General features: G+C 73.2%; 19 protein-coding genes. 7 read left to right on the plus strand and 12 right to left on the minus strand.

Going from position 1 to position 21569, the window contains the following annotated elements; all coding sequences use genetic code 11:
• Positions 1-96: 96 nt before the first annotated feature.
• From HQQ78_RS04230 to mtrA, 3 genes are read right to left on the minus strand one after another with little or no spacing between them, the layout of a single operon-like run.
• Positions 97-1797, minus strand: a complete 1701-nt coding sequence (locus HQQ78_RS04230; protein WP_173151152.1) for an LpqB family beta-propeller domain-containing protein — start codon at positions 1795-1797, stop codon at positions 97-99.
• A complete protein-coding gene (gene mtrB / locus HQQ78_RS04235) occupies positions 1790-3562 on the minus strand; it encodes an MtrAB system histidine kinase MtrB (RefSeq protein WP_371740349.1) in 1773 nt (590 codons plus the stop codon). Before mtrB ends, HQQ78_RS04230 begins: the two co-directional genes overlap by 8 nt.
• A 9-nt stretch (positions 3563-3571) precedes the next feature.
• Positions 3572-4252, minus strand: coding sequence for an MtrAB system response regulator MtrA (mtrA, locus tag HQQ78_RS04240; protein WP_056046282.1), 681 nt, complete (start codon positions 4250-4252; stop codon positions 3572-3574).
• Positions 4253-4401: 149 nt separating this feature from the next.
• Between mtrA and HQQ78_RS04245 the strand changes: the two genes are divergently transcribed.
• The 5 genes from HQQ78_RS04245 (at position 4402) to HQQ78_RS04265 (ending at position 9751) form a co-directional block, all read left to right on the plus strand.
• Positions 4402-5616: a hypothetical protein gene (locus tag HQQ78_RS04245; protein ID WP_173151153.1), complete on the plus strand. Its 1215-nt coding sequence runs from the start codon at positions 4402-4404 to the stop codon at positions 5614-5616.
• Positions 5613-6251 (plus strand): DUF4129 domain-containing protein, encoded by a 639-nt coding sequence (locus HQQ78_RS04250; RefSeq protein WP_173151155.1) that lies wholly within the window; start codon positions 5613-5615, stop codon positions 6249-6251. Before HQQ78_RS04245 ends, HQQ78_RS04250 begins: the two co-directional genes overlap by 4 nt.
• Positions 6248-7432: a DUF4350 domain-containing protein gene (locus HQQ78_RS04255; RefSeq protein WP_173151157.1), complete on the plus strand. Its 1185-nt coding sequence runs from the start codon at positions 6248-6250 to the stop codon at positions 7430-7432. Before HQQ78_RS04250 ends, HQQ78_RS04255 begins: the two co-directional genes overlap by 4 nt.
• Positions 7433-7502: 70 nt before the next feature.
• Complete coding sequence (locus tag HQQ78_RS04260; protein ID WP_056046296.1) at positions 7503-8456, plus strand: MoxR family ATPase; 954 nt, start codon at positions 7503-7505, stop codon at positions 8454-8456.
• 2 nt (positions 8457-8458) lie between these two features.
• Positions 8459-9751 (plus strand): DUF58 domain-containing protein, encoded by a 1293-nt coding sequence (locus tag HQQ78_RS04265; RefSeq protein ID WP_173151159.1) that lies wholly within the window; start codon positions 8459-8461, stop codon positions 9749-9751.
• Positions 9752-9779: 28 nt separating this feature from the next.
• On the opposite strand, the gene HQQ78_RS04270 is transcribed toward HQQ78_RS04265, so the two are convergent.
• The gene (locus tag HQQ78_RS04270) at positions 9780-10775 is read right to left on the minus strand and encodes a stage II sporulation protein M (protein WP_173151161.1); all 996 of its coding nucleotides are present in this window, start codon (positions 10773-10775) and stop codon (positions 9780-9782) included.
• A gap of 18 nt (positions 10776-10793) precedes the next feature.
• Here HQQ78_RS04270 and HQQ78_RS04275 point away from each other — a divergent pair, with 18 nt between their 5' ends.
• Positions 10794-11678 (plus strand): RDD family protein, encoded by an 885-nt coding sequence (locus HQQ78_RS04275; RefSeq protein ID WP_123570418.1) that lies wholly within the window; start codon positions 10794-10796, stop codon positions 11676-11678.
• Positions 11679-11708: 30 nt separating this feature from the next.
• Here the strand turns inward: HQQ78_RS04275 and HQQ78_RS04280 are convergent, their stop codons facing one another.
• From HQQ78_RS04280 to HQQ78_RS04290, 3 genes are all read right to left on the minus strand, one after another.
• Positions 11709-11960, minus strand: a complete 252-nt coding sequence (locus tag HQQ78_RS04280; protein ID WP_233568399.1) for a metal-sensitive transcriptional regulator — start codon at positions 11958-11960, stop codon at positions 11709-11711.
• 167 nt (positions 11961-12127) lie between these two features.
• Entirely contained in the window at positions 12128-13549 is a 1422-nt protein-coding gene (locus HQQ78_RS04285) for a phosphomannomutase/phosphoglucomutase (protein WP_173151163.1), read from the minus strand.
• Complete coding sequence (locus HQQ78_RS04290; RefSeq protein WP_056046306.1) at positions 13539-13751, minus strand: DUF3499 family protein; 213 nt, start codon at positions 13749-13751, stop codon at positions 13539-13541. Before HQQ78_RS04290 ends, HQQ78_RS04285 begins: the two co-directional genes overlap by 11 nt.
• 71 nt (positions 13752-13822) lie before the next feature.
• On the opposite strand from HQQ78_RS04290, the gene HQQ78_RS04295 reads away from it, so the two are divergent.
• Positions 13823-14272 (plus strand): metallopeptidase family protein, encoded by a 450-nt coding sequence (locus HQQ78_RS04295; RefSeq protein WP_173151165.1) that lies wholly within the window; start codon positions 13823-13825, stop codon positions 14270-14272.
• Positions 14273-14308: 36 nt separating this feature from the next.
• Here the strand turns inward: HQQ78_RS04295 and HQQ78_RS04300 are convergent, their stop codons facing one another.
• The 5 genes from HQQ78_RS04300 to manA all read right to left on the minus strand — a co-directional run bounded on the left by HQQ78_RS04300 (position 14309) and on the right by manA (position 21476).
• Positions 14309-15724: a DUF5719 family protein gene (locus HQQ78_RS04300; RefSeq protein ID WP_159825352.1), complete on the minus strand. Its 1416-nt coding sequence runs from the start codon at positions 15722-15724 to the stop codon at positions 14309-14311.
• Positions 15717-18548 carry a glycosyltransferase family 2 protein gene (locus HQQ78_RS04305; protein WP_173151166.1) on the minus strand — a complete coding sequence of 944 codons (2832 nt, stop codon included), beginning with the start codon at positions 18546-18548 and terminating at the stop codon, positions 15717-15719. The genes HQQ78_RS04300 and HQQ78_RS04305 overlap by 8 nt, the downstream gene beginning before the upstream one ends.
• Before the next feature lie 167 nt (positions 18549-18715).
• The gene (locus tag HQQ78_RS15600; protein WP_173151170.1) at positions 18716-19048 is read right to left on the minus strand and encodes a WhiB family transcriptional regulator; all 333 of its coding nucleotides are present in this window, start codon (positions 19046-19048) and stop codon (positions 18716-18718) included.
• A 185-nt stretch (positions 19049-19233) separates the two neighbouring features.
• Positions 19234-20193, minus strand: coding sequence for a UDP-glucose 4-epimerase GalE (gene galE / locus HQQ78_RS04315; RefSeq protein WP_173151172.1), 960 nt, complete (start codon positions 20191-20193; stop codon positions 19234-19236).
• 116 nt (positions 20194-20309) lie between these two features.
• Positions 20310-21476, minus strand: a complete 1167-nt coding sequence (manA, locus tag HQQ78_RS04320) for a mannose-6-phosphate isomerase, class I (RefSeq protein ID WP_173151174.1) — start codon at positions 21474-21476, stop codon at positions 20310-20312.
• Positions 21477-21569: the final 93 nt, after the last annotated feature.

Below are 21569 nucleotides of genomic sequence, written 5' to 3' on the forward strand. Positions count from 1 at the left end.
GCGTGGACTCCCCCGGGTGCGCACGCCGCGCCTCCGTCGTCGGAGGAGGACGACCGTCCCCCCACCTGCCCTGGGGAGGAGGCGACCCCCGGCGCGTCAGCGCTGGGTCGCCACCAGGTCGGCCGTCAACCCCGTGGCCTGCCAGCTGCTGCCCCGGGGTTCGAGCACGTCGCCGTCGGCACCCAGCAGCAGCAGTCGGTCGAAGCCGTTGCCCCCGACGATCGCGACCGCCTCGCCCGACGGACGGCCGGCGCTCGAGGAGTCCCCGCCGACCTCGGACATCGTCACCCGTGACGACTCCCCGACGGTGGTCAGGACGGCGACGGTCAGTTGGTCGGCCCAGGTCGCGTCGACGGGGGCGCCGTCCGGAGCCGACAGTTCGAGGGTCGGGCCCAGCCGGAGCGGGACCCCGTCGGCGTCCCGCACGACGGCGGCCACGAGGAGGCGCGACTCGCCCTGGTCGTCGAGCAGCAGCAACGCGCGGGTGCCGTCGCGCGAGATGCGGAAGGTCGTGACGCTCGGCCCCGCCGGCAGCGACGTCACCACCGGGTGGGGCGTGCCGTCGAGGGCGTACGCCGTGAGGCTCGTCGGGTCGTCGGCGACGAGCGACCAGACGAATCCCGCGTCGTCGAGCGAGGGGGCGACGAGTCCGGTCCGGGCGTCGACCAACCGGGCTCCTCCCTGAGAGGTGACCGCGTACGCGCCCGACGAGGTGCCGACGGCGGCGGTCGTCTGGTCTGCGGACAGCTCGACCGACCGGGGGCGGAGCGCCTCCACCGCGTCCGAGAGGCCCGGGAGCTGGCTCGTGGCGCTCGTGGTGGCGAATCCCAGCACGCCGTCGGCCAGCACGAGGGGCCGGGCGTCGACCGCGGGGTCGCGCACCGGCACGGGCTGCTGCATGGCCGGCACGGTCAGAGGCGCGCCCTCGACGCTGAGCTCGACGGCGGTCACGGTCGCGAGGGTCGAGAAGCTCGCCAGCAGCTGCGCCTGCATCCGGGCCCGGGCGGCGGGGGTCGCCTCGAGGGCGTCGGCGGTGAGGTCGACGCGGGCCGTCCCGTCGTCGACCGTGATGGCCGTCAACGACAGCTGGGTGCCCTCGGGGAAGGCCGAGACGACGGCACCCTGCAGCCAGTCCGACGGTCCGTCGAGCAGGGCAGTCGCGAGGCGCGTGCTCGTCGACGACCGTGCGAGGAACCACCGCTCGTCGGGCACGAGATAGGTGAAGGTGGGGTCGTAGAAGTAGGCGGCGTGAGACCGGAAGACCGAGTCGAACGTGGCCGGCGAGAGGACGATGCCGTCGGGGGCGTCGCTGATGCGCCACTCGCCGCCCTCGCGGACGAAGGAGAACGCCAGGGACGTCGTCGTGGAGGACGTGGCCGGCGTGTAGTGCCCCGCCGAGTCGACCGTCGCCGAGCCCACGAACGCGTAGTCGAGCGTCGACCCGCCGACCCGCGAGGTCGACCCGACCCCGGGCCTGATGGTGACGCTGGCCCGCGGCTCCCACTCGTCGGCGAAGCCGGCGCTGAGGAACTGCCGGGCCACCCCGTAGTTGTCCTGGGACCCGGTGCCCGCCGAGAGGAAATCGCGCAGCAGTCTCTCTTGCGAACTGCCGGCGACCGGCCCGTTGGGCCGGAACACGAAGTCGCTGACCACGTCGTCGCTGACGGTGTCACCCTGCTGCACCTGACCTGCGTCCGGGATGCCGACGCACCCGGTCAGGGTGATCGCGGCGCCCACGAGGACCGCCAGCACCACGGACCAGCGGCCCCGCCGGGCGTTCCGTCGTGGGTCAGTCATCGTCGGCACCCCCCGCGGACCGCGACGGGATCGGCACGCCCGGCGTCTCGGCCACCGGGACCGAACCCGACCACGGTTCGCCCGTCACCGGCACGGTCGTCTCGCCCCGACGGTCCGGCGGCACGACCGGCAGGGGCGCCCCCTCGATGCGACCGCCCGCCACGCGGGGCAGCGTGACGACGAACCGGCTGCCCGAGCCCGGCTCGGACCAGACCTCGAGCCGGCCGCCGTGCAGGGCCGCGTCCTCGAGGCTGATCGCCAGGCCCAACCCGGTGCCCCCGATGGTGCGCTTGCGAGAGGGATCGGCCCGCCAGAACCGGTCGAACACGCGCGAGGCATCGGCCGGGCTCATGCCCACACCGTGGTCGCGGACGGCCACCGCGACGGCCGTGGCGTCGCTGTCGACCTCGACCTCGATCGGCCGCCCCTCGCCGTGTTCGATGGCGTTGCCCAGCAGGTTGCGCAGGATGCGGCGCAGCCGCCGCGGGTCGATCTCGGCCTCGAAGTACCCGCCCCGGGCGACGACCGAGACGACGCTGCCGGACCCGTCGGCGAGCGGCCCGAACTCGTCGACACCGTCCTCGACGAGACGGACGACCGTGACGGGCTCGGTGTCCAGCTCGACGGCACCGGCGTCGAACCGCGAGATCTCGAGCAGATCGGCGAGGAGCAGCTCGAACCGGTCGACCTGGGTGTGCAGCAGCTCGGCCGTCCGGGCGGCCGAGGGCGTGAACGACGTGCGCTGGTCGTAGAGGACGTCGCCGGCCAGCCGGATCGTGGTCAGCGGCGTGCGCAACTCGTGCGAGACGTCGCTCACGAAGCGTTGCTGGACGCGCGACAGCTCGGCCAGCTGCGAGATCTGGCGCTGCATGGCGTCGGCCATCCCGTTGAAGGAGCGCCCGAGCGTGGCCACGACGTCCTGCCCCTTCTCGGGGATGCGTTCTTCCAGGTGGCCGGCCGCGATCTTCTGGCTGGTCTCGGCCGCCGTGCGGATCGGCCCCACGACCAGGCGGACGACGAGGTAGGTGATCGCCGCGATCAACAGCACGAGTGCCAACGAGCCGATGCCGAGGGTCCGTTGCATGAGGTCGAGCGTGGCCTGCGCGTCGCTGAGGTCGTAGACGAGGTAGAGCTCGTACTGGCCCGCGGTGGGCACCTGCAGGGTCGAGCCGACCGCGATGCCCGGCGAGCCCCCGCCCTGCGAGGTCGGAGGGAGCGACACCGACTGCATCGAGAGACGCTCGTCGTCCGCCGCCACCGCCTCGCGGAGGGCCGGCGAGATCACGGAGTCGGGGAAGTCGGGGCTGGCGATGTTCTGGATGGTCTGCGGGCTGTTCTGCCCCGGCGTCCGGAGGATCGCGATGCTCGTCCCGCCAGGGCTCGAGGTCGAACCCAGGATGGCGGTCTGGGCCTCGTTCTGCAGCGCGTCGAGCTCGACCTGGTTGGCGTCCTCGGTGGCGGTGGCCGAGTCGAAGATGTTCTGCGCGAGGAGCGTCGCCCGGACGCTCTCGGCCTCGACCTGCTCCCGGCGCTGGTCGTAGAGGCTCGTGCCGATCGTCACCGAGATGAGCGTGCCGATCACGGTCACGGCGACGGTCGACAGCACCACGGTGAGCGCGACGGTGCGGAACGACAACGACGACCGCCAGAAGCCGACCACCCGGGTCGGCCACGTGCGCCACGCCGGCGCCCGCCACGACCACGGACCGCCCGAGCGGACGGGTCCGCCCTGGTCGGGCCCCGCGACCGTCGACACGAGCGCCACCCGACCGGGCTACGAACCCGCGCCGGCGCGGTACCCGACGCCGCGCACGGTCGTGACGATGCGGGGCGCGTCCGGATCGTGCTCCACCTTGGCGCGAAGCCGCTGCACGTGCACGTTCACCAGACGGGTGTCGGCTTTGTAGTGGTAACCCCAGACCTGTTCGAGCAGCATCTCGCGCGTGAAGACCTGCTGCGGCTTCGAGGCGAGCGCGAGCAGCAGCTCGAACTCGAGCGGGGTCAGGGCGATCGGGGTGTCACCGCGCCGCACCTCGTGCGCGGCGACGTCCAGGCGGAGGTCACCCACCGTGAGTACGTCGTTCGTGGGCTCGGTGGCCGGGCGGAGCCGGGTGCGGATGCGCGCGACGAGTTCTTTCGGGTTGAACGGCTTGACCACGTAGTCGTCGGCCCCGCTCTCGAGACCGCGGACCACGTCGGCCGTGTCGCCCTTCGCCGTCAGCATGATGATCGGCACGCCGCTCTCGGCCCGGATGAGGCGACAGACCTCGATGCCGTCGAGGCCGGGCAGCATCAGGTCGAGCAGGACGAGGTCGGGTGAGGCCTCGTGGAACGCCTCGAGGGCGGCCGCGCCGTCGCCGCAGAAATGGGGGTCGAACTCGTCGGCGCGAAGGACGATGCCGATCATCTCGGCGAGCGCCGGGTCGTCGTCGACCACGAGGATGCGCGGGTTCATGTTCTCCGTCTGGGCTGGGCCGCTCGGGAGGCGGCACGTCAGGACAGATTAGTGCAGGAGGCGCTCGTCGGCTGGCAGCGCCCGGTCCGGTGTGGAAACATGAACACACTCGTGAGGACGACCTCACGGTCAGGACGACCAGGGGGACCATGAGCGATCCGAACGCCTGGAGCACACCGGGGGGCGACACGTCCCCGCCGCGCTGGGGCGAGCGCGTCGACCCGACGTCACCCGGCCCCGTCCCCGCCGGGCCCGTCCCGGGGGCCGCCCCGGGCGGCAGCACCCCGCCGGCTCCCGGCTGGGCTCCGCCGCCCAAGCCGGGCCTCGTCCCGCTGCGCCCCCTCACCTTCGGCGAGATCCTGGGTGCCTCGTTCCAGGTCTTCCGCCGCAACCCACGGACCACGTTCGGCACGGCCCTGCTGTCGCAGGTCGTCCTGCTCGTGGTGACCGTGGTGATCACCGGCGGCAGCGCCTTCCTCGCCTTCGGACGCGTCGAACAGGCCCTCCCCCGGGACCGGGACGCGGTCCTTGCCGGCGCCGTCGCCGTCGTCGCCGCGTCGGCCCTCGTGCCGATCGCCCTGCAGGTGATCGTCACGGCCCTGTTGCAGGGGCTCTTCGTGCTCGAGACCTCGCGACAGACGCTCGGGGAGAAGCTCCGACTCGGCGGCCTCTGGGCGATGGCCAAGGGCCGCGTCGGCACGCTCGTCGGGTGGTCCGCCCTGCTCACGGTCGCCTACGTCGTGGCGCTGGCGCTCGTGGCCGGCGTCGTCGTCGTCGGCGTGGCCGTCGGCTCCGGGCCGAGCATCGCCGTCGGCGTCGTGCTCGCGGTCCTCCTCGGCCTGGGCCTCCTCGTCCTCGGCGTGTGGCTCACCGTGAAGACTGCCCTCGTGCCGAGCGCCATCATGCTCGAACGGATGACGCTGGGCGCGGCCGTGAGGCGCTCGTGGTCGCTGACCCGCGCCTCCTTCTGGCGGACCTTCGGCGTGATCGCCCTGGTGTTCCTCATGGTCCAGGTCGCGTCGCAGGTCGTCGCGACGCCGTTCTCGGTGCTGTTCAGCGTGCTGACGGGCACGCTCGCGCCGACGGGGGACGTGACCGACCCGACCTTCCTGGCCCTGACGGCGGGCACCTACGCCGTCACCCTCGGCATCACGGCCGTCATCGGCGCGATCGGGTCCGTGCTGCAGGCGGCGTCGGCCGGCCTCGTCTACGTCGACCGACGCATCCGCACCGAAGGGCTCGACCTCGAACTCGTGCGCTACGTCGAGCGCGGCGGGCGGGCGGTCGGAGGACAGCCCGACCCGTACCGCACGCCCGAGGCCCCGGTCCCGCCGACGACGCACCCGGGAGCACCGCGCTGGTGAGCCCGCTGCCCTTCGCCGCCGGGCCTCCCCTGACCCCCGACGCCGACGACGCCCGGCGCGAGGTCCTGCGCGAGCTCACCGGGCCCGAGTACGTGGCGGCGCAGCCGTCCTGGCTCGATCGTGCGGCGCAGGCGTTCTGGGACTGGCTGGGGTCGATCCGGTTCGGAGGGACCGAGGGGGCGCCGGCGGTCGCGCTGATCGTGCTGCTCGCGGTCGTCGTGGTGGTCGTCGTGGTCGTGCTGCTCGTCTACGGGGTGCCGCGACTCAACCGCCGGTCCGCGCGTGACCTCGCCCTCTTCGGCGACGACGACGTCCGTGACGCCGACGCCATGCGGGCCGCGGCCCGGGAGGCGGCCTCCCGGGGCGATCTGACGCTCGCCGTCGCCGAGGCCTTCCGGGCGATCGCCCGTTCGCTGGCCGAGCGGGGCGACGTCGCGGTCTCGCCCGGCACCACCGCACGCGACGTGGCCCGCCGGGCGGGCGACGTCTTCCCCGACCTCCGGGCCGACTTCGCGGACGCCGCCACGGCCTTCGACGGCGTCCGCTACCTCGACCGCCCGGGCACCGACGAGGACTACCGGGCCGTCACGGAGCTCGACCGGCGCGTCACCTCGTCCCGGCGGGTGCCCGCGTGACCGCCGCCGCACCGTCCGAGGCGCCCGCCTCCGTCTCGACCCCCACCGTCGCGGCGTCGGTCCGACGTGCCCGGTTCTGGGTCGCACTCGCCCTCGTCCTGGCCCTCGGCGTCGGGGCGGCGCTCCTCGTGGGCTCGGGCTCGGGAGAAGGCCGCGCCCTCGGCCCCGCGAACGCCGCCCCCGGCGGGGCCAAGGCACTCGTCGAGGTGCTCGGTCGCCAGGGCGTCGACGTGACCGTCACGACCACCCTCGACGAGACCCTGGACCGACTCGGGTCCGGTGGCGGCACGCTCCTCGTCGACGACGCCTCGGGGTTCCTGGTCGGCGACCAGTGGGGGCGTCTCGTCACGGCGACCTCCCACCTCGTGCTCCCCGCCCCGGGACCCGCCGCGCTCGACGCCGTGGCCGCGGGCGTCGCGTCGACCGGCCCGGTCGACGAGGGCACGGCCGGGCCCGCCTGCTCGTCACCGGCCCTCGCGCAGACGTCCCGGGTCGACGTCGCGGGCGTCGCGTACGACGTCGACGCCCCCGGCGCCGTCCGCTGCCTGCCGACCGACGACGGCTACGGGCTCGTCGAGCTGGAGGACGGCGACACGCGCGTGTCCGTCCTGGGAGCCACGGACGCCCTGACCAACGGCTCGATCGGGACGCACGACGACGCGGCCTTCGCACTCGCGCTGCTCGGCGGGTCCTCCGAGCTGACCTGGTACCTGCCCTCGGCCGGCGACCTGCCCGAGGGCGAGGGCACTCTCGCCACGCTGACGCCGTCATGGGTGACGCCGTCGCTGGTCGTGCTCCTCCTGGCCGGAGTGGCCGCGATGGTGTGGCGGGGTCGACGCCTCGGAGCTCTCGTCGTCGAGCGGCTGCCGGTCACCGTCAAGGCCTCCGAGACCACCGAGGGGCGCGCCCGCCTCTACGAGCGCTCCGGGCAGCGCCGCCATGCCCTCGACCAGCTCCGCATCGGCACGCTCGGGCGACTCGCGCGCACGACGGGCCTGTCCTCGACCGCGTCGGTCGACGAGATCGTCGCCCGGGTGGCCGCACTGATCTCGGCCGACCCCCGGGGCCTGCGGCACGTGCTCGTCGACGCCGACCCGGTCGACGACCGCGAGCTCGTCGCGCTGAGCGACAGCCTGCTCGACCTCGAGGGTGCGGTCCGACGGGCGACGACTCCGTCGTGACCCGCCCCGCGCCTCCCCCGCCTCGTCCGATCGCCCCCGCATCGACCCCCACCCCGGAGAAGACCACCAGATGAGCTCAGAACTGCAGCAGACCTTCGCCCGAGTCCGAACCGAGGTGGGCAAGGCCGTCGTCGCCCAGGACGGTGCCGTGACGGGCCTGATCGTGACCCTGCTGGCCCAGGGTCACGCCCTGCTCGAGGGCGTCCCCGGCGTGGCCAAGACCCTGCTCGTGCGCGCCCTCAGCCACTCGCTCTCGCTCGACACCGCCCGCGTGCAGTTCACGCCCGACCTGATGCCCGGCGACATCACCGGATCGCTCGTGTACGACGCGAAGTCGGGCGAGTTCGAGTTCCGGGCGGGGCCGGTGTTCACCAACGTCCTGCTCGCGGACGAGATCAACCGCACGCCTCCCAAGACGCAGTCGGCGCTGCTCGAGGCCATGGAGGAGCGCCAGGTCTCGGTCGACGGCGTCAGTCGCGCGTTGCCGACCCCGTTCCTGGTCGCGGCCACCATGAACCCCGTCGAGTACGAGGGCACCTACACGCTGCCCGAGGCCCAGCTCGACCGCTTCCTGATGAAGCTCACGCTCGACCTGCCGCCGCGCGAGGCCGAGGTCGAGGTGCTCGGCCGTCACGCCGCCGGCTTCTCGCCCCGCGACCTGCGAGCCGCGGGCGTGACCCCGGTCCTCGGGCCCGACGACCTCGCCCGCGCCCAGGCGGAGGTGGCCCGGGTCGGTGCCTCCCCCGACGTGCTCGCCTACATGGTCGACCTGGCCCGGGCCACGCGCGAGAGCCCGTCGGTCAAGATCGGCGTGAGCCCCCGAGGGTCGACGGCCCTCCTCGCCGCCTCGAAGGCCTGGGCGTGGCTGACCGGCTTCGACCACGTCACGCCCGACCACGTCCAGGCCATGGCCCTGCCCGTGCTGCGACACCGCCTGCAGCTGCGGCCCGAAGCCGAGCTCGAGGGCGTCGACGCCGACGCCATCGTCCGCTCGGTGCTGCAGCAGGTCCGGGTCCCGCTCTAGCCATGGCGATCACCGGTTGGTTCGTGGCGCTCGTCGCGCTCGGCGTCGTGCCCGTCGTCCTGACGGGCAGCGGGTGGGCGATCGTCGGCTGGCTCGGCGTCGTCGCCGCGCTGACGGTGCTCGACGTGGCCCTCGCGGCGTCGCCCCGGTCGCTCACCATCCGGCGCGAACTGCCGGGGGCGATCCGTCTCGGCGAGAGCGCACCCGCCCGGCTGACCGTGGTGAACGACGGCCGACGCACGCTGCGCGGACTCGTGCGCGACGCATGGCAGCCGTCCGCCGGAGCGACCCCGACCCGCCGTCGCCTGTCCCTGCGACCGGGGCGGGCCGCGACGCTCACCGTCACGCTGACCCCGTTCCGCCGGGGCGAACGCCGCGCCGGCGGCGTCACCGTCCGCACGGTCGGTCCCCTGAGGCTCGCCGGTCGACAGGCGACGCACGAGGTGCCGGGCGCGGTCCGCGTGCTCCCGCGGTTCTCGTCGCGCAAGCACCTGCCGTCCCGTCTGGCCCGTCTCCGAGAACTCGACGGGCGCACGAGCGTGATGATCCGCGGCCAGGGCACCGAGTTCGACAGCCTGCGCGAGTACGTGCGAGGGGACGACGTCCGCTCCATCGACTGGCGGGCGACCGCACGCCGCGACGACCTCGTCGTGCGCACCTGGCGGCCCGAACGCGACCGTCGGGTGGTCGTCGTGGTCGACACGGGGCGGACCTCCGCGGCCCGCATCGACGACGAACCGCGGCTCGACACGGCCTTCGAGTCGGCATTGCTGCTCGGGGCGTTGGCCTCGCGGGCGGGCGACCGGGTCGACGTCGTCCTCTTCGACCGACGGGTCAGGGGACGGGTGCAGGGTGCGACCGGGCCCGCCCTGCTCTCGTCGATGGTCGAGACCATGGCCCCCGTCGAGCCCGAACTGGTCGAGACCGACTGGGCCGCGGTGCCGGCCCTCGTCCGCTCGGTCACGTCCCGTCGGGCGCTCGTCGTCCTCGCGACCACGGTCGACAGCCCCGGTGCCTCCCGCTCCTTGCTGGCGGCGATCCCCCAACTGACCCGCCAGCACCTCGTGGTCGTCGCGTCGGTCACCGATCCGGCCCTCGACGAGACGGTGATGCGACGGGTCACCCGTGACGAGGTCTACCGGGCCGCCTCGGCCGAGAGGGCCCGACTCGACCAGGGCCGGGTCGCCGCCGCCCTGCGTCAGGTCGGCGCCGACGTCGTGACCGGAGCGCCGGCCGACCTGCCCCCCGCCCTCGCCGACCGCTACCTCGCGCTCAAGGCGGCCGGCCGCCTCTGACGCAGGCTCGGTGGCCGACGACGCGGGATCAGTCGGCCACGAGTTGCGTGGCCCCGGCCTCGAACTCGTCGAGGTCGCCGGTCTGTCCCGCCCGGTGGGCCCGTCCGCCGAGCAGCCACTGATAGGCCAGGAACCCCAGGAGGGCCACGGTGCCGATGCCGATCTTGATCGGCCAGGGCCAGGCCTGCCGGGTGACGAACCCCTCGATGACGCCCGAGACCAACAACGAGAGCATCAACCCGACCGCGATGGTCACGAGCGCGCGTCCGTCCTGAGCCAACGCCTGCGCCCGGGTGCGGGCACCGGGCGCCACCCATGACCAGAAGATCATCAGACCGGCCGCCCCGGCGACGAAGATGCTGTAGAGCTCGAGCTGACCGTGCGGAGCGATGTACAGGAAGAACTGGTCCAGCCGCCCCTGGTCGGCCATGAGCCCGGCCGAGATCCCGACGTTCATGGCGTTGCTGAGGATCGCGTAGGGAACCCAGACCCCGGTGATGCCGAACGCCACGCATTGCGCCGCGATGTACGCGTTGTTCGTCCACACCTGGCCGGTGAACGACGTCGAGGCGCTCTCGGAGTAGTAGTTCACGAAGTCCTGCTCGGCGAACTGTCGGCGGAACTCCTCGCTGCCGAACGAGGCCAGAAGTGCGGGTGTGTTCGCGGCCCAGATCGCGAAGACGGCCGCGACGACCACCGTCACGAGCGTCAACACGAGCGACAGCCACCGCACGCGGTAGAGGGCGGCCGGCAGCTGCGCGACGAAGAAGGTCGGCAGTTGGCTGAACAGGTTGCGGCCCGCGCCCGTGAACCGCAGGCGTGCTCGCGACAGGGTCATGGAGAGCCGGTCGGCCACCACCGAGTCGCCGGTGGCGGTCTTCAGCGCCGACAGTTGCCCGGCCCCCGACTGGTACAGGCGGACGAGCTCGTCTGCCTCGGGCCCGCTCAGTCGCCCGCGCCGGGCGAGGCGCTCGAGTTCGGCCCAGTCGTGGCCGTGAGCGGCGGCGTAGGCGTCGATGTCCATTCTGCTTAGATACTAGGCATGTCCCGCACGAAGGCACGAGGCGCCTCCCCGGTGGTGCTACGACCCGACCAGGTCGAGGCCTTCACGGCGGGTGGGGACGAACTGGTCACGGGCGAGGCGGTCGCTCTCGACCTCCGACCGACGAGCTTCGTGTTGCGCGCGGCCGGGGTGCTCATCGACTACCTGGCCTACGCCCTGCTGCTCGTCGGTGCGTTGGTGCTCGTCTCGTTGCTGAACGACGGCGGGGTGCTCGACGACGCCCTGTCACAGGCGTTCCTCGTGGCGTCGATCGCGATCTGCTTCATCGTCGTGCCGACGGTGGTCGAGACCGCGAGCCACGGGCGGTCCCTGGGCAGACTCGCCGTGGGCGCGCGCATCGTCCGCACCGACGGAGGGGCGATCGGCCTGCGCCACGCCCTCACCCGAGCGCTGGTGGGGCTGCTCGAGATCGTCTTCACCAGTGGCGGCCTGGCCGTCGTCGTCGCCCTGCTGAACGGCTCGTCGCGGCGTCTCGGCGACCTCATGGCCGGCACCTACAGTCGCAACGAACGCGTGCCCAAGGCCGCTCACGTGGTCTACGGCGTGCCGGCACACCTGCAGGGGTGGGCCGAGATCGCGGACGTCGGGCGCCTGCCCGACGGCCTGGCCCGTCGCATCGCGTCGTTCCTGCAGCAGGCGCCGCAGCTCTCCCCGGCCAGTCGTCGACGCGTCGCCGACGAGTTGGCGGCCGAGACCACGCCTTTCGTCTCGCCCGTGCCGTCCGGCGACCCGGAGTTCCTCCTGGCGGGCGTCTCGGCGCTCCGGCGTCGGCGTGAGTCCGCCGCCCTCGCTCGCGAGTCCGCGTTGCTCGACCGCCTCACCCCGGCGCTGACCGAGACGGTCCGGGGCTTCCCCCGGCGCTGACCCGCGTCGCCGTCGACCCCGGCCTCCGCGTCAGGACCGGACGAGCCTCGCGATCGCCGCCGAGGCCTCGCGGACCTTGGCGTCCGCGACGTCGCCTCCCTCTCGGGCCGCCTGGGCGACGCAGTGGGCGAGGTGGTCCTCGAGCAACTGGAGCGCCACGGTCTCGAGGGCACGGGTCGCCGCACTGACCTGCGTCAGGACGTCGATGCAGTACGTGTCGTCCTCGACCATGCGCTGGATGCCCCGGACCTGGCCCTCGGCACGGCGGAGGCGCTTGACGATCTGTTCCTTGTCGCCGCTGTAGCCGACGTGCGTCGCCGTCGCGTGCTCACCCTGCTGCGCCACCCGCGCCTCCTCGTGTGTCGTCCGGTCACGCCGTGTCGACCGGTCCCGCCAGGATACCCCCAGGGGGTAACCGCTCCGCCCGCTCGGCCGCACCCGGCCGACCGTCAGCCGCGGATCAGCCCGAGCACGTCGTCGCGGACGCGCTCCATGCCGGCGGGCGTCGCCGCCTCGGCGTTGAGGCGCAGCAGCGGCTCGGTGTTCGACGGCCGGACGTTGAACCACCAGAACCCGTCGTCGGACGAACCACTGACCGTGAGGCCGTCGAGCTCGTCGAACTCGCCGACCCCGGTGTAGGCCTCGACGATGCGGGCGTACGCCGCCGGCACGTCGGTGACGGTCGAGTTGATCTCGCCGCTCGCCGCGTAGGGCGTGTACCGGTCGGTCAGGGTCGAGAGGGGCTCGGCCTGCGACCCGAACTCGGCCAGGACGTGCATGGCGGCCAGCATGCCGTTGTCGGCGCTCCAGAAGTCGCGGAAGTAGTAGTGCGCCGAGTGCTCGCCCCCGAAGATGGCCCCGGTCGCCCTCATCTCGTCCTTGATGAGCGAGTGGCCGACGCGGGTGCGCACCGGCGTCGCGCCGGCCGCCTCGATGGCCTCGGGCACCGCGCGGGACGTGATGAGGTTGTGGATCACCGAGATCTCAACGTCGGGCTCGGCGGCCCGGACGCGCGCGATCTCGCGGACGGCGACGATCGCCGCCACGGCCGACGGGGTCACGGCGTCACCCTTCTCGTCGACGACGAAGCAGCGGTCGGCGTCGCCGTCGAACGCGAGGCCCAGGTCGGCCCCGTGCTCGAGGACGGCCTTCTGCAGGTCGACCAGGTTGGCCGGGTCGAGGGGGTTGGCCTCGTGGTTCGGGAAGGTGCCGTCGAGTTCGAAGTACAGCGGGACGATCTCGATCGGCAGCTCAGGCAGCCCGGCGGCCTCGCCCAGCACGGCCGGGACGGTGAGCCCGCCCATGCCGTTGCCGGCGTCGACGACGACCTTGATGGGCCGGATGCCCGCGAGGTCCACGAGACCGCGGAGGTACGCGGCGTAGCCCGGCAACGCGTCGTGCTCCCGCACGGTGCCCGGCTCGGCGACGGCCTCGATGCCGTCGGCCAGGAACGAGGAGGCGCGGTCACGGATCGAGGACAGCCCCGTGTCGAGGCTGATGCCCTGGGCGCCGGCCCTGCTCATCTTGATGCCGTTGTAGGTGGCCGGGTTGTGGCTCGCGGTGAACATGGCCGCCGGGGCGTCGAGCGAGCCGGAGGCGAAGTACGACTCGTCGGTCGAGCACAGGCCGAGGGCGACCACGTTCGCACCCCGGGCCCGGGCCCCGCGGGCGAAGGCCTCGGCGAAGCCCGGCGAGGAGTCCCGCATGTCGTGACCCACGACCAGGTCGTGGCCGGCGCCGTCGATCTCGTCGGCGAAGGCCGCACCGAACGCCTCGACCACCTCGTCGGTGAGCTGGGTGCCGACCAGTCCCCGGACGTCGTAGGTCTTGACGAAGGCGGTCAGGTCGACGGGGGCGTTCTCAGAGGTCATGACCCAAAACTACCCGGCGCAGGACCTCCCAGCCCTGCGGGACCGACAACGAGCCCGCGTGGCGGGCGCAGAGGTCGTAGCCGTGCGGCTCGACGCGGTCGCTCAACGGCCCGACCACCACCATCGAGTCGGCGTACACGTAGGTCAGCGTCGCGACGGCCTCGTCGTGACACGTCACCTTGCTGCAGGGTCGACCGTTCATCTGCCCGACAGACTATCGCGAGGGTCCTCGGGGGCCGACCCGCGCCTCCTGGGCGGGCCTACGATGGGCTGATGAGCAGGCCCCGCCGCGCACGCGTCACCGACCGTTCCCGTCGGCGCGACCGCCATGGACGCGGGTTGCGGTCGTCCGCCGCCGGGCCTCACCTGCCCTTCCTGCGGACGAGGGTCGACCTCTTCGACGACATCGTCGCCGCCACCGCCGACTACCTCCGCGAGGCATGGCCCGACGAGCTCGCCGACACGTCGTTCGAGGTCGCCGGCCTCCCCGCCGAACCGGACCGCACCCGGGTCGAACGGTGGTCCGTCGACCGGGCCGCCGGCCGGGTCGTGCTGTACCGCCTGCCGATCGAACGGCTCGCCCCCTCGCACGACCGGCGGGAGGCCGCCGAGGACGAGTGGAACCACCGGGTGCTCGTCGAGGGCTACGTGTTCCGGGCCGTCGCGGACCTCCTCGGCAAGGACCCGTGGGAGCTCGCTCCCGACCGCTGGCGCGACGGCTGACGCGCGACGGGGTCGTCGGGGTGTGTGCCCCCGACGTCAGGGGTAGACGGTCACCGGGGTGGACGCCGGCAGCGGCGAGGTCACCGGCCAGGCGGCGACGGCTCCGGGGGCCGAGAAGCTGACGCCCGCGCGCAGGTCGTCGGCGTTCCCGAGCCGGACGGCGTCGCCCCGTTGCACGTCGACCCCGACCGTGGACCCACCGGGTACCTCGACGTCCCGCTCGTCGCCGTCGCCCACCGTGACCTCGGCCGTGACGGCGTCCTGGCCCGGGTTGGCGAGCCAGAGGCGTCCGCCCTCACCGTCGGGCACGACCACCTCGGTGTCACCGGAGAGACGGGGCGACGAGGCGGCCCAGCTGAGGTCGACGCCTCCCGCGTCCGCGGCGACCGTGGAGGTCCGGGCGGCCACGGCCACGGCCGTCGACGACCGGACGGTGGCCGTGTAGACGCCGTCCTCGAGCCCGTCGATCGGGACGTCGGTGACGCGCCCGCCTTCGACCCGGGTCTCGAACGAGGTGCCGGTGCCGTCGTCGGTGGCCAACGAGACGCTCAGCTGCGAGGGACCCTGGCCCGGGACGAGGACGCGCAGCACCGACTGGAGGTCGGAGGACGACGGGTCGGCGAGTGCTCCCTCGAGGTTGGCGGAGTCGCGGACGACGATCCCCGTGACGACCGACTCGCGAGACGGCGCGGCCGAGCCGGTCACGATGTCCACCCCACCCGGTTCGAGGGTGCGGACGACGCTCTGCTGGAGCGTGGCGACGATCTGCCCGCCGCGACTCGACACGTGGACGGCCGGCGAGACGAGTCCGGTCGCGAAGCCCGAGAGCGGAACCACCTTCTGGCTGCGGGGCGCGACGACGATCCCGTCGATTCCGGGGCCCTGCACCTCGCCGGTCTCGGAACGGATGTCGAGGTCGACGGTGGCGTTGACGTCGCTGGGGTTGACGAGGCTGATGAGCGACACGCGTCCCGTCTCGGTCGAGCCGCCGATCAGCCAGGTCGAGCTGGTGGGCTCGGTGCAGGGTGCCGAGGCGAAGCCGCGCAGGTCGCCCTCGTCGACCGACTGGCTCTGGGCGGCCGCGACGAGGGGCACGTCGGCGCCCTCGACGGGTGCCGTGACCACGGACGGTCGCGAGTCGCTGCCGTCGGCACCGGCGAGCTCGTCGACGTCGACGTCGCCCTCGCTCGACTCCCGGGCCACGGCCGCTCGACCCACCGAACTCGCGGTCGTGGCCTGCTGCCCCTCGGCGTCCGAGAGCTGCAACAGGGCACCGGTGCAGACCCGCTGCTGGTCGACCGGCACGGGCGTCACGAGCTGCCCCGCCGGCACCGTCTCGAAGGAGGGGAGGCGGACGACCGTGGCACCGCCGACGACCGCGGCGGCGACGGCCAGACCGACGACGCCGACCGCGACGCGTCCCGTCGTGGAGAAGACCGATCGCTTATTCATCTCGCTCCTCGTCGAAGGTCGTGGCGGGCTGCTCGGCCTCGGGCGTCCCGGCCCGGGATCGACGTCGTCGCGGCGACGTCGGGATGGCGAGCAACAGGGCGGAACCGAAGACGAGTCCCCAGCTGATCAGGACGATCGGTCGCAGCGGTCCCGCAGCCGGACGCGCCTCGCGCTCGTCCTGCGCCTCCACGTAACGCCAGAGGAGGCCGTTGGACGTGTCGCCCACCGGCAGGAAGTCGGCGTCGGCGTCGAGCGCCTCGCCCGCACGCTGGCCGAGCCGGTCGGCGTCGCCGTCGTCGTCGGTGGCCGTCAGCAACACGAACCCGACGCCCAGTCGACGCAGGTCGTCGGTCGGGTCGAAACCGCTGCGGCTGACGAGGTTGCCGGCCAGGACGGTGAGGTCCTCGTTGACCGAGGTGAGGCGTGGGGCGGTCGAGTCGAGCGTCGACTGGTCGTCGAGCGTCGCTCCTTGACCGTGCTCGAGGGACACGGCGAGCGAGCCGTCCGACTGGGGCGTGAGGACGAGCGTCCCGACGTCGGGTGTCGCCTCGGCCTCGGCGGTGACGTAGGCCGAAAGGATGCGCCCCGAGCTCGGACGGACGTCGGCCACGGGGCCGAACGACGCGATCACGGTGGGGGCCGCTGCGGCGACCGCCAGCACGGCGACCAGGGTGCCGACCGGCGGGGCGACCCGGGGCAGTCGGTCGAGGGTCACGGCCGCGGCGCCGACGAGCCCCAACAAGTAGAGGCTCAGTCCGCTGCCGGCCCAGATCGTGGTCGTGTCGCTGCCGACGCCCGTGACGGACACGTGGGTCGCGGCGACGGCCGTCAGGTAGCCGAGCAGGGCGAGCGACAGGGCGGGGACCGCGCGGCGCTGCGAGCCGACGAACGGCGAGGCCACGGCGAGCAGCGCCAGCGGGGCGATCGCGACGGCGACCAGGACGGCGAGCGTGGCGGACGAGAAACCCGTCCCGGCGATCAGTGCCGTCCAGCCGTTGAGGCCCGTCTCGGGGGACGTGAGCAGCAGCTGCAGCGGTGAGGCCGGGTCCGACCTCGTGGGGACACCGGGGTCGGCGAACACGGCCCACCACGTGCCCCGCTGCAGCTGGGCGACGACGAGGGGGGTGAAGAGGGCCAGCGCGGGCAGCGGCACCGCCACGAGGCGATGGGTGCCACGAGGGCGGCTGACGATCGACCCGAGCCAACCGACGAGGAGGGCCGGCACGAGCGAGGGAGCGGCCGCCGCGACGACGGCGAACAGCAAGGAGGCGGTGGCCCCGGCCGTCCACGACCTCGCGGCCCCGATCATGGCCCAGACGAGGAACGGCAGCGCCACGTGCGCGAGGACGGCACCGAGGTGACCGGACTGCAGACCCGAGAGCAGCGGGGACGAGAGGGCGTAGAGCGCGGCGGCGACGGCCGGCACCCAGGTTCGGCGGGTCACGCGACGGGTGGCGAACCACGCGCCCAGCGCGGAGAGCGGCAGGGCCACGAGGTAGACCCCGAGGACCGCGGTGGACGGCGACCAGGGCGTCAGGCTGCCGAGGACCGCGACGAGCGCGGCGAACGGGTCCGAGGGGCCGAGGAACCCGGTGCCGATCTCGCGCCAGCCGTAGCCCACCGACGACCAGAGCTGACCCACCGAGGTGCTGAGCGGCAGGAGTCCCCCACCCGTGACGGCCGGGTTGCCGAGCAGCGGCAGGAACGCCACCACACCGACGACGGCGGCGACCAGCACGACCCAGAGGCCGCCCGAGTGGACGAAGCTCGCCCGGGGGTCGGGTGCGTCCTCGACGCCGGCGACCTGTGCGTCACGCTCGGTGACCCGTCGTTCTCGGAGCATCGCGCGGGACGCGCGCAAGGGCTCCACCGAGCTCCAGCCGACGCTCTTGGTCCGGGCGAGGGCCCGACGAGCCGATCGTACGTGCGAGCCGCCGAAGGCAGCCCGGAACGCGGTGGCGAACTCGCCCACCACGGCTCCCGGGTTCTTCGTGAGCAGGTGCCAGACGCTGCGCACGACCGCCAGCGGCACCAGGCTGAGCCAGTGCAGCGGCAACAGGGCGGCCGCCGAGTAGACGAGGCGCCGGTGCAGTTGGGCGGCACGGTGCAGGCGCGCCCGGCGGGCGTGCCCGACGGGCCCGTGGCCGAACTCCTCCGGCGGCCCGGCACTGTCGACCTTCGCGTCGGGGACGAGGACCACCCGGTGACCGGCGAGGCGGGCACGGATCGAGAAGTCGAGTGCGGCGTCGACGTGCGGCAGCGCGGGGTCGAAGCCGCCCAGGGCGGTCCAGACCGTGCGACGGACGAGCATGCCTCCCGCCGCGACCCCGAGCACGTCGTCCGTGACGTCGTGCTGGCCCTGGTCGAGTTCGTTCTCGACGCGGGCGAGCGAGGCGCCGTACCGGGTGACGGTCTCGCCGAACTCGGCGATGACACCGGGCTGGCCCCACCGCATCAGCTTGGGGCCCGCGACCGCGACGGAGGGCGACACCTCGACGGTCGTCATGAGGCGCTCGAGCGCCTCGGGCGCGGGTGCGTTGTCGTGACCGAGCAGCCAGACCCACTCGTCGGGGTCCCCGTCGCCCGGGTCGGAGAGCCTCACGCCGTGCGCGGCGGCGGCCCCGAACGTCTTCACGTCGGGAAGCGAGGCCAACTGGGCGGCACCGCTCAGCGACAGCCGACCCGCGGCCGAGTCCTTGCCGCCCGTGTCGACCACCACCAATGCCTCGGGGGGCCGCGTCTGACGCGACAGTCCGTCGAGGGTTCGGTCGAGGTAGGTCGCTCCACCAGGGGCGACGAGGATCGCTGTGACTCTCGGCTGCATGACTCGTGCAGCCTAGGTCGCACCGGCGCGGGCACCGGCTCGGCGCGCCGACGCGACGGGCGAGACGTGCCGACCCGCGCCTCCTGGTCCCGACGATGTCGGGCCATCACGACGGAACGGCACCGACCCGGAGGGGTCGATGCCGTCGGAAGCCGAGGAGGCGCGGGTCAGGCCCGCTTGCGGAGCTTGCGACGCTCGCGCTCGGACAACCCGCCCCAGATGCCGAAGCGCTCGTCGTTCTGCAGGGCGTACTCGAGGCACTGGGCCCGGACGTCGCAGGAGGCGCAGATCTTCTTGGCGTCGCGCGTGGAGCCGCCCTTCTCGGGGAAGAACGCCTCGGGATCGGTCTGGGCGCAGAGCGAGTCCGCCTGCCAGGCCAGCTGGTTCTCGTCGTCGGCGACGATGGTGCGCGACGACGATCCGATGCCGGGGACGCCCAGCTGGATCGGGTCGACGTGCCAGTCGTCCGGGACGCCGGCGCGGTTCTCGTGGATGCCCACAGCGCATCTCCCCTCGTGTCGATCGCCCGTGAATGTACGCGACAAGGTAATTACACCGGTGTCATTACCCATCCGTCAAGTCGAGGGCCAATAAACCCTCCACCCCCCGATCAGGGGCAAGGGAGCCCCGGCGTGTCGGGGGACGTTTCGACGGGAACGGGTGATGTCGGGTACGTGGCGGACGGTCAACCGCGAGGCGCGGCCTGCCAGGCGCTGGTGACCATCTCGAGCAGCGTGTACCGCATCTCCCAGTCGAGGTCGCGCGCCGCCAGGCTGCCGTCGGCGACGATCCGGTCGGGGTCGCCGGGACGACGCGGGGCGATCTCGGGCGTGAAGTCGATGCCGGTGCCCTCGCGCATCGCGGTCATGATCTCGGCGACCGAGACGCCGCCGCCCGAACCGAGGTTGTAGGCCGGCTCGACCGGCTCGCCCGCGTCCAGTCGGCGGGCCGCCGCGACGTGCGAGACCGCCAGGTCGGCGACGTGGACGTAGTCGCGGACGCACGTCCCGTCGGGGGTGTCGTAGTCGTCGCCGTTGATTCGCGGGACGCGGCCCTCGGCGAGCGCGGCGAAGACGAGCGGGAAGAGGTTGTGCGGGCTGGCGTCCCAGAGGTCGGGCCGACCCGAACCCACGACGTTGAAGTAGCGCAGGCTGGTGTGGCGCAGGCCCTCGGCCACCCCCTGGTCGCGCAGCAGCCACTCGCCGATCAGCTTGCTCTCGCCGTAGGGCGACGCGGGTGCCTTGGGCGTGTCCTCGGTGACGAGTTCGGTCGGCGGCGTGCCGTAGACGGCCGCGCTGGACGAGAACACGATCCGGTCGACGCCCCGGCTCGACATCGCCTCGAGGAGGCGGGCGGTCCCCGTGACGTTCTGGTCGTAGGTGTGCAACGGCCGCTGGACCGAGACCCCGGCGTACTTGTAGCCCGCGACGTGGACGACGCCGGTCACGCCGTGCCGGTCGATGGTCTGCTCGATCAGCTCGCGGTCGAGGAGGGAACCCCGGACGAACGGGACGTCGGCGGGCACGAAGGCCTCGAGGCCGGACGAGAGGTCGTCCAGGACGACCGCGTCGATGCCCGCCCCCGTGAGCTCGCGGACGACGTGAGAACCGATGTACCCGGCACCGCCGGTGACCAACCATGACATGGGGCCAACCTACCGGGTGCCCCACGGGTCACGGGTGCCACTCCGAGTGCCGGGTGGGGTGCACGGAGCCGGACGTCACGTGCAGCGGACGGCTCCGCCCGGCCGCTCGGTCCGGCTCAGGCCGGGGTCGCCACGTAGGCGGTGCCGCCGCCGGTCATCGCGAGTCGGACCTCGTCGGGGGTGACGAACGCGGACTCGCCACGACCGAGCCGGATGGTGCCGTCCTGACCCTTGACGTGGACCTCTCCGGCGGTGACCAGGACGATGCTCGGACCGCCGATCTCGACGACGGCCCCCGGACCCTCGGCGTCGACCCGCAGCATCGCGAAGCCCGTGCCGGGAGGCGCGAAGCGCTCGACCCCCCGGGCGACCGGGGTCGGATCGAGACGGGGGACGGGCAGTGGTTCGAAGTCGAGCACCTTCAGCAGCTCGGGGACGTCCACGTGCTTGGGAGTCAAGCCGCCGCGCAGCACGTTGTCGGAGGGCGCCATGAGCTCGACGCCGAAGCCGCCCAGGTAGGCGTGCACGTTGCCGGCGGGCAGGAACAGCGCCTCCCCGGCACGCAGCGTGACCCGGTTGAGCAACAGCGAGACGACCACGCCGGGGTCGCCGGGGTAGCGCTCGGCCAGGTCGACGACCGTGGCGATGCCCGCGCCGTCCGCCCGGTGGGCGGCGGCGAGTTCGCTCACCGCCGCGATGGCCGCGGACGACTCGTCGTCGCCCTGGAAGAGGAAGGCCAGGGTCGACCGCAGGGACTCGCCCAGGTGTCGGCGGAGCAGGTCGAGGCGCCCCGAGCCGTCGTCGAGGAGGTCGAGGTCGGCCAGGGTCCGGGCCGGCTCGCGGAACCCGCAGAGGGCGTCGAAGGTGTCGCTCAACGCCACGATGATCTCGGGCTTGGCCGAGGAGTCCTTGTAGTTGCGCTCGGGGGCGTCGAGCGGGATGCCCGCGGCGTCCTCGCGCGCGAAGCCCTCGCGGGCCTGCTCGGGGGTGGGGTGCGCCTGGATGGACAGCGGGCCGTCGGCCGCGAGCAACTTCAGCAGGAACGGCAGGTGGTCCCGGTCGCGGCCGAGCGCCCTGCCCGGCTCGGCGGCGAACCAGTCGGCGAGGGTGTCGGCACCACCCACGACCGCCGGGGCGACGACGACGCTCGGCGAACCCGGGTGCGCACCGAGCCACAGCTCGGCCTCGGGGCGGCCGCTCGGTCGACGACCGAGCAGGTCGGCGATGGCCGTCGTCGAGCCCCAGGCGTAGTCGCGGGGCGTGTTGGTGATGGCGAGGAACATGGCTTTACCTGCTTGTCGGAGGTCGTGCTTGGTCGCCCCCTACAAAGCGGTGAGGTCGACGACGCCGGGGCGTTGATCAAAGCTACCAACCCC

It is taken from the genome of Frigoribacterium sp. VKM Ac-2859, assembly GCF_013204925.1.
GTDB lineage: Bacteria > Actinomycetota > Actinomycetes > Actinomycetales > Microbacteriaceae > Frigoribacterium.

What these genes read in the sequence shown, in the direction of transcription:
- HQQ78_RS04230 (WP_173151152.1), bottom strand. Translation starts at nt 1,797, where the DNA reads ATGACTGACCCACGACGGAACGCCCGGCGGGGCCGCTGGTCCGTGGTG.
- mtrA (WP_056046282.1), bottom strand. Translation starts at nt 4,252, where the DNA reads ATGAACCCGCGCATCCTCGTGGTCGACGACGACCCGGCGCTCGCCGAG.
- HQQ78_RS04245 (WP_173151153.1), top strand. Translation starts at nt 4,402, where the DNA reads ATGAGCGATCCGAACGCCTGGAGCACACCGGGGGGCGACACGTCCCCG.
- HQQ78_RS04260 (WP_056046296.1), top strand. Translation starts at nt 7,503, where the DNA reads ATGAGCTCAGAACTGCAGCAGACCTTCGCCCGAGTCCGAACCGAGGTG.
- HQQ78_RS04265 (WP_173151159.1), top strand. Translation starts at nt 8,459, where the DNA reads ATGGCGATCACCGGTTGGTTCGTGGCGCTCGTCGCGCTCGGCGTCGTG.
- HQQ78_RS04270 (WP_173151161.1), bottom strand. Translation starts at nt 10,775, where the DNA reads ATGGACATCGACGCCTACGCCGCCGCTCACGGCCACGACTGGGCCGAA.
- HQQ78_RS04275 (WP_123570418.1), top strand. Translation starts at nt 10,794, where the DNA reads ATGTCCCGCACGAAGGCACGAGGCGCCTCCCCGGTGGTGCTACGACCC.
- HQQ78_RS04285 (WP_173151163.1), bottom strand. Translation starts at nt 13,549, where the DNA reads ATGACCTCTGAGAACGCCCCCGTCGACCTGACCGCCTTCGTCAAGACC.
- HQQ78_RS04290 (WP_056046306.1), bottom strand. Translation starts at nt 13,751, where the DNA reads ATGAACGGTCGACCCTGCAGCAAGGTGACGTGTCACGACGAGGCCGTC.
- HQQ78_RS04295 (WP_173151165.1), top strand. Translation starts at nt 13,823, where the DNA reads ATGAGCAGGCCCCGCCGCGCACGCGTCACCGACCGTTCCCGTCGGCGC.
- HQQ78_RS04300 (WP_159825352.1), bottom strand. Translation starts at nt 15,724, where the DNA reads ATGAATAAGCGATCGGTCTTCTCCACGACGGGACGCGTCGCGGTCGGC.
- HQQ78_RS04305 (WP_173151166.1), bottom strand. Translation starts at nt 18,548, where the DNA reads ATGCAGCCGAGAGTCACAGCGATCCTCGTCGCCCCTGGTGGAGCGACC.
- galE (WP_173151172.1), bottom strand. Translation starts at nt 20,193, where the DNA reads ATGTCATGGTTGGTCACCGGCGGTGCCGGGTACATCGGTTCTCACGTC.
- manA (WP_173151174.1), bottom strand. Translation starts at nt 21,476, where the DNA reads ATGTTCCTCGCCATCACCAACACGCCCCGCGACTACGCCTGGGGCTCG.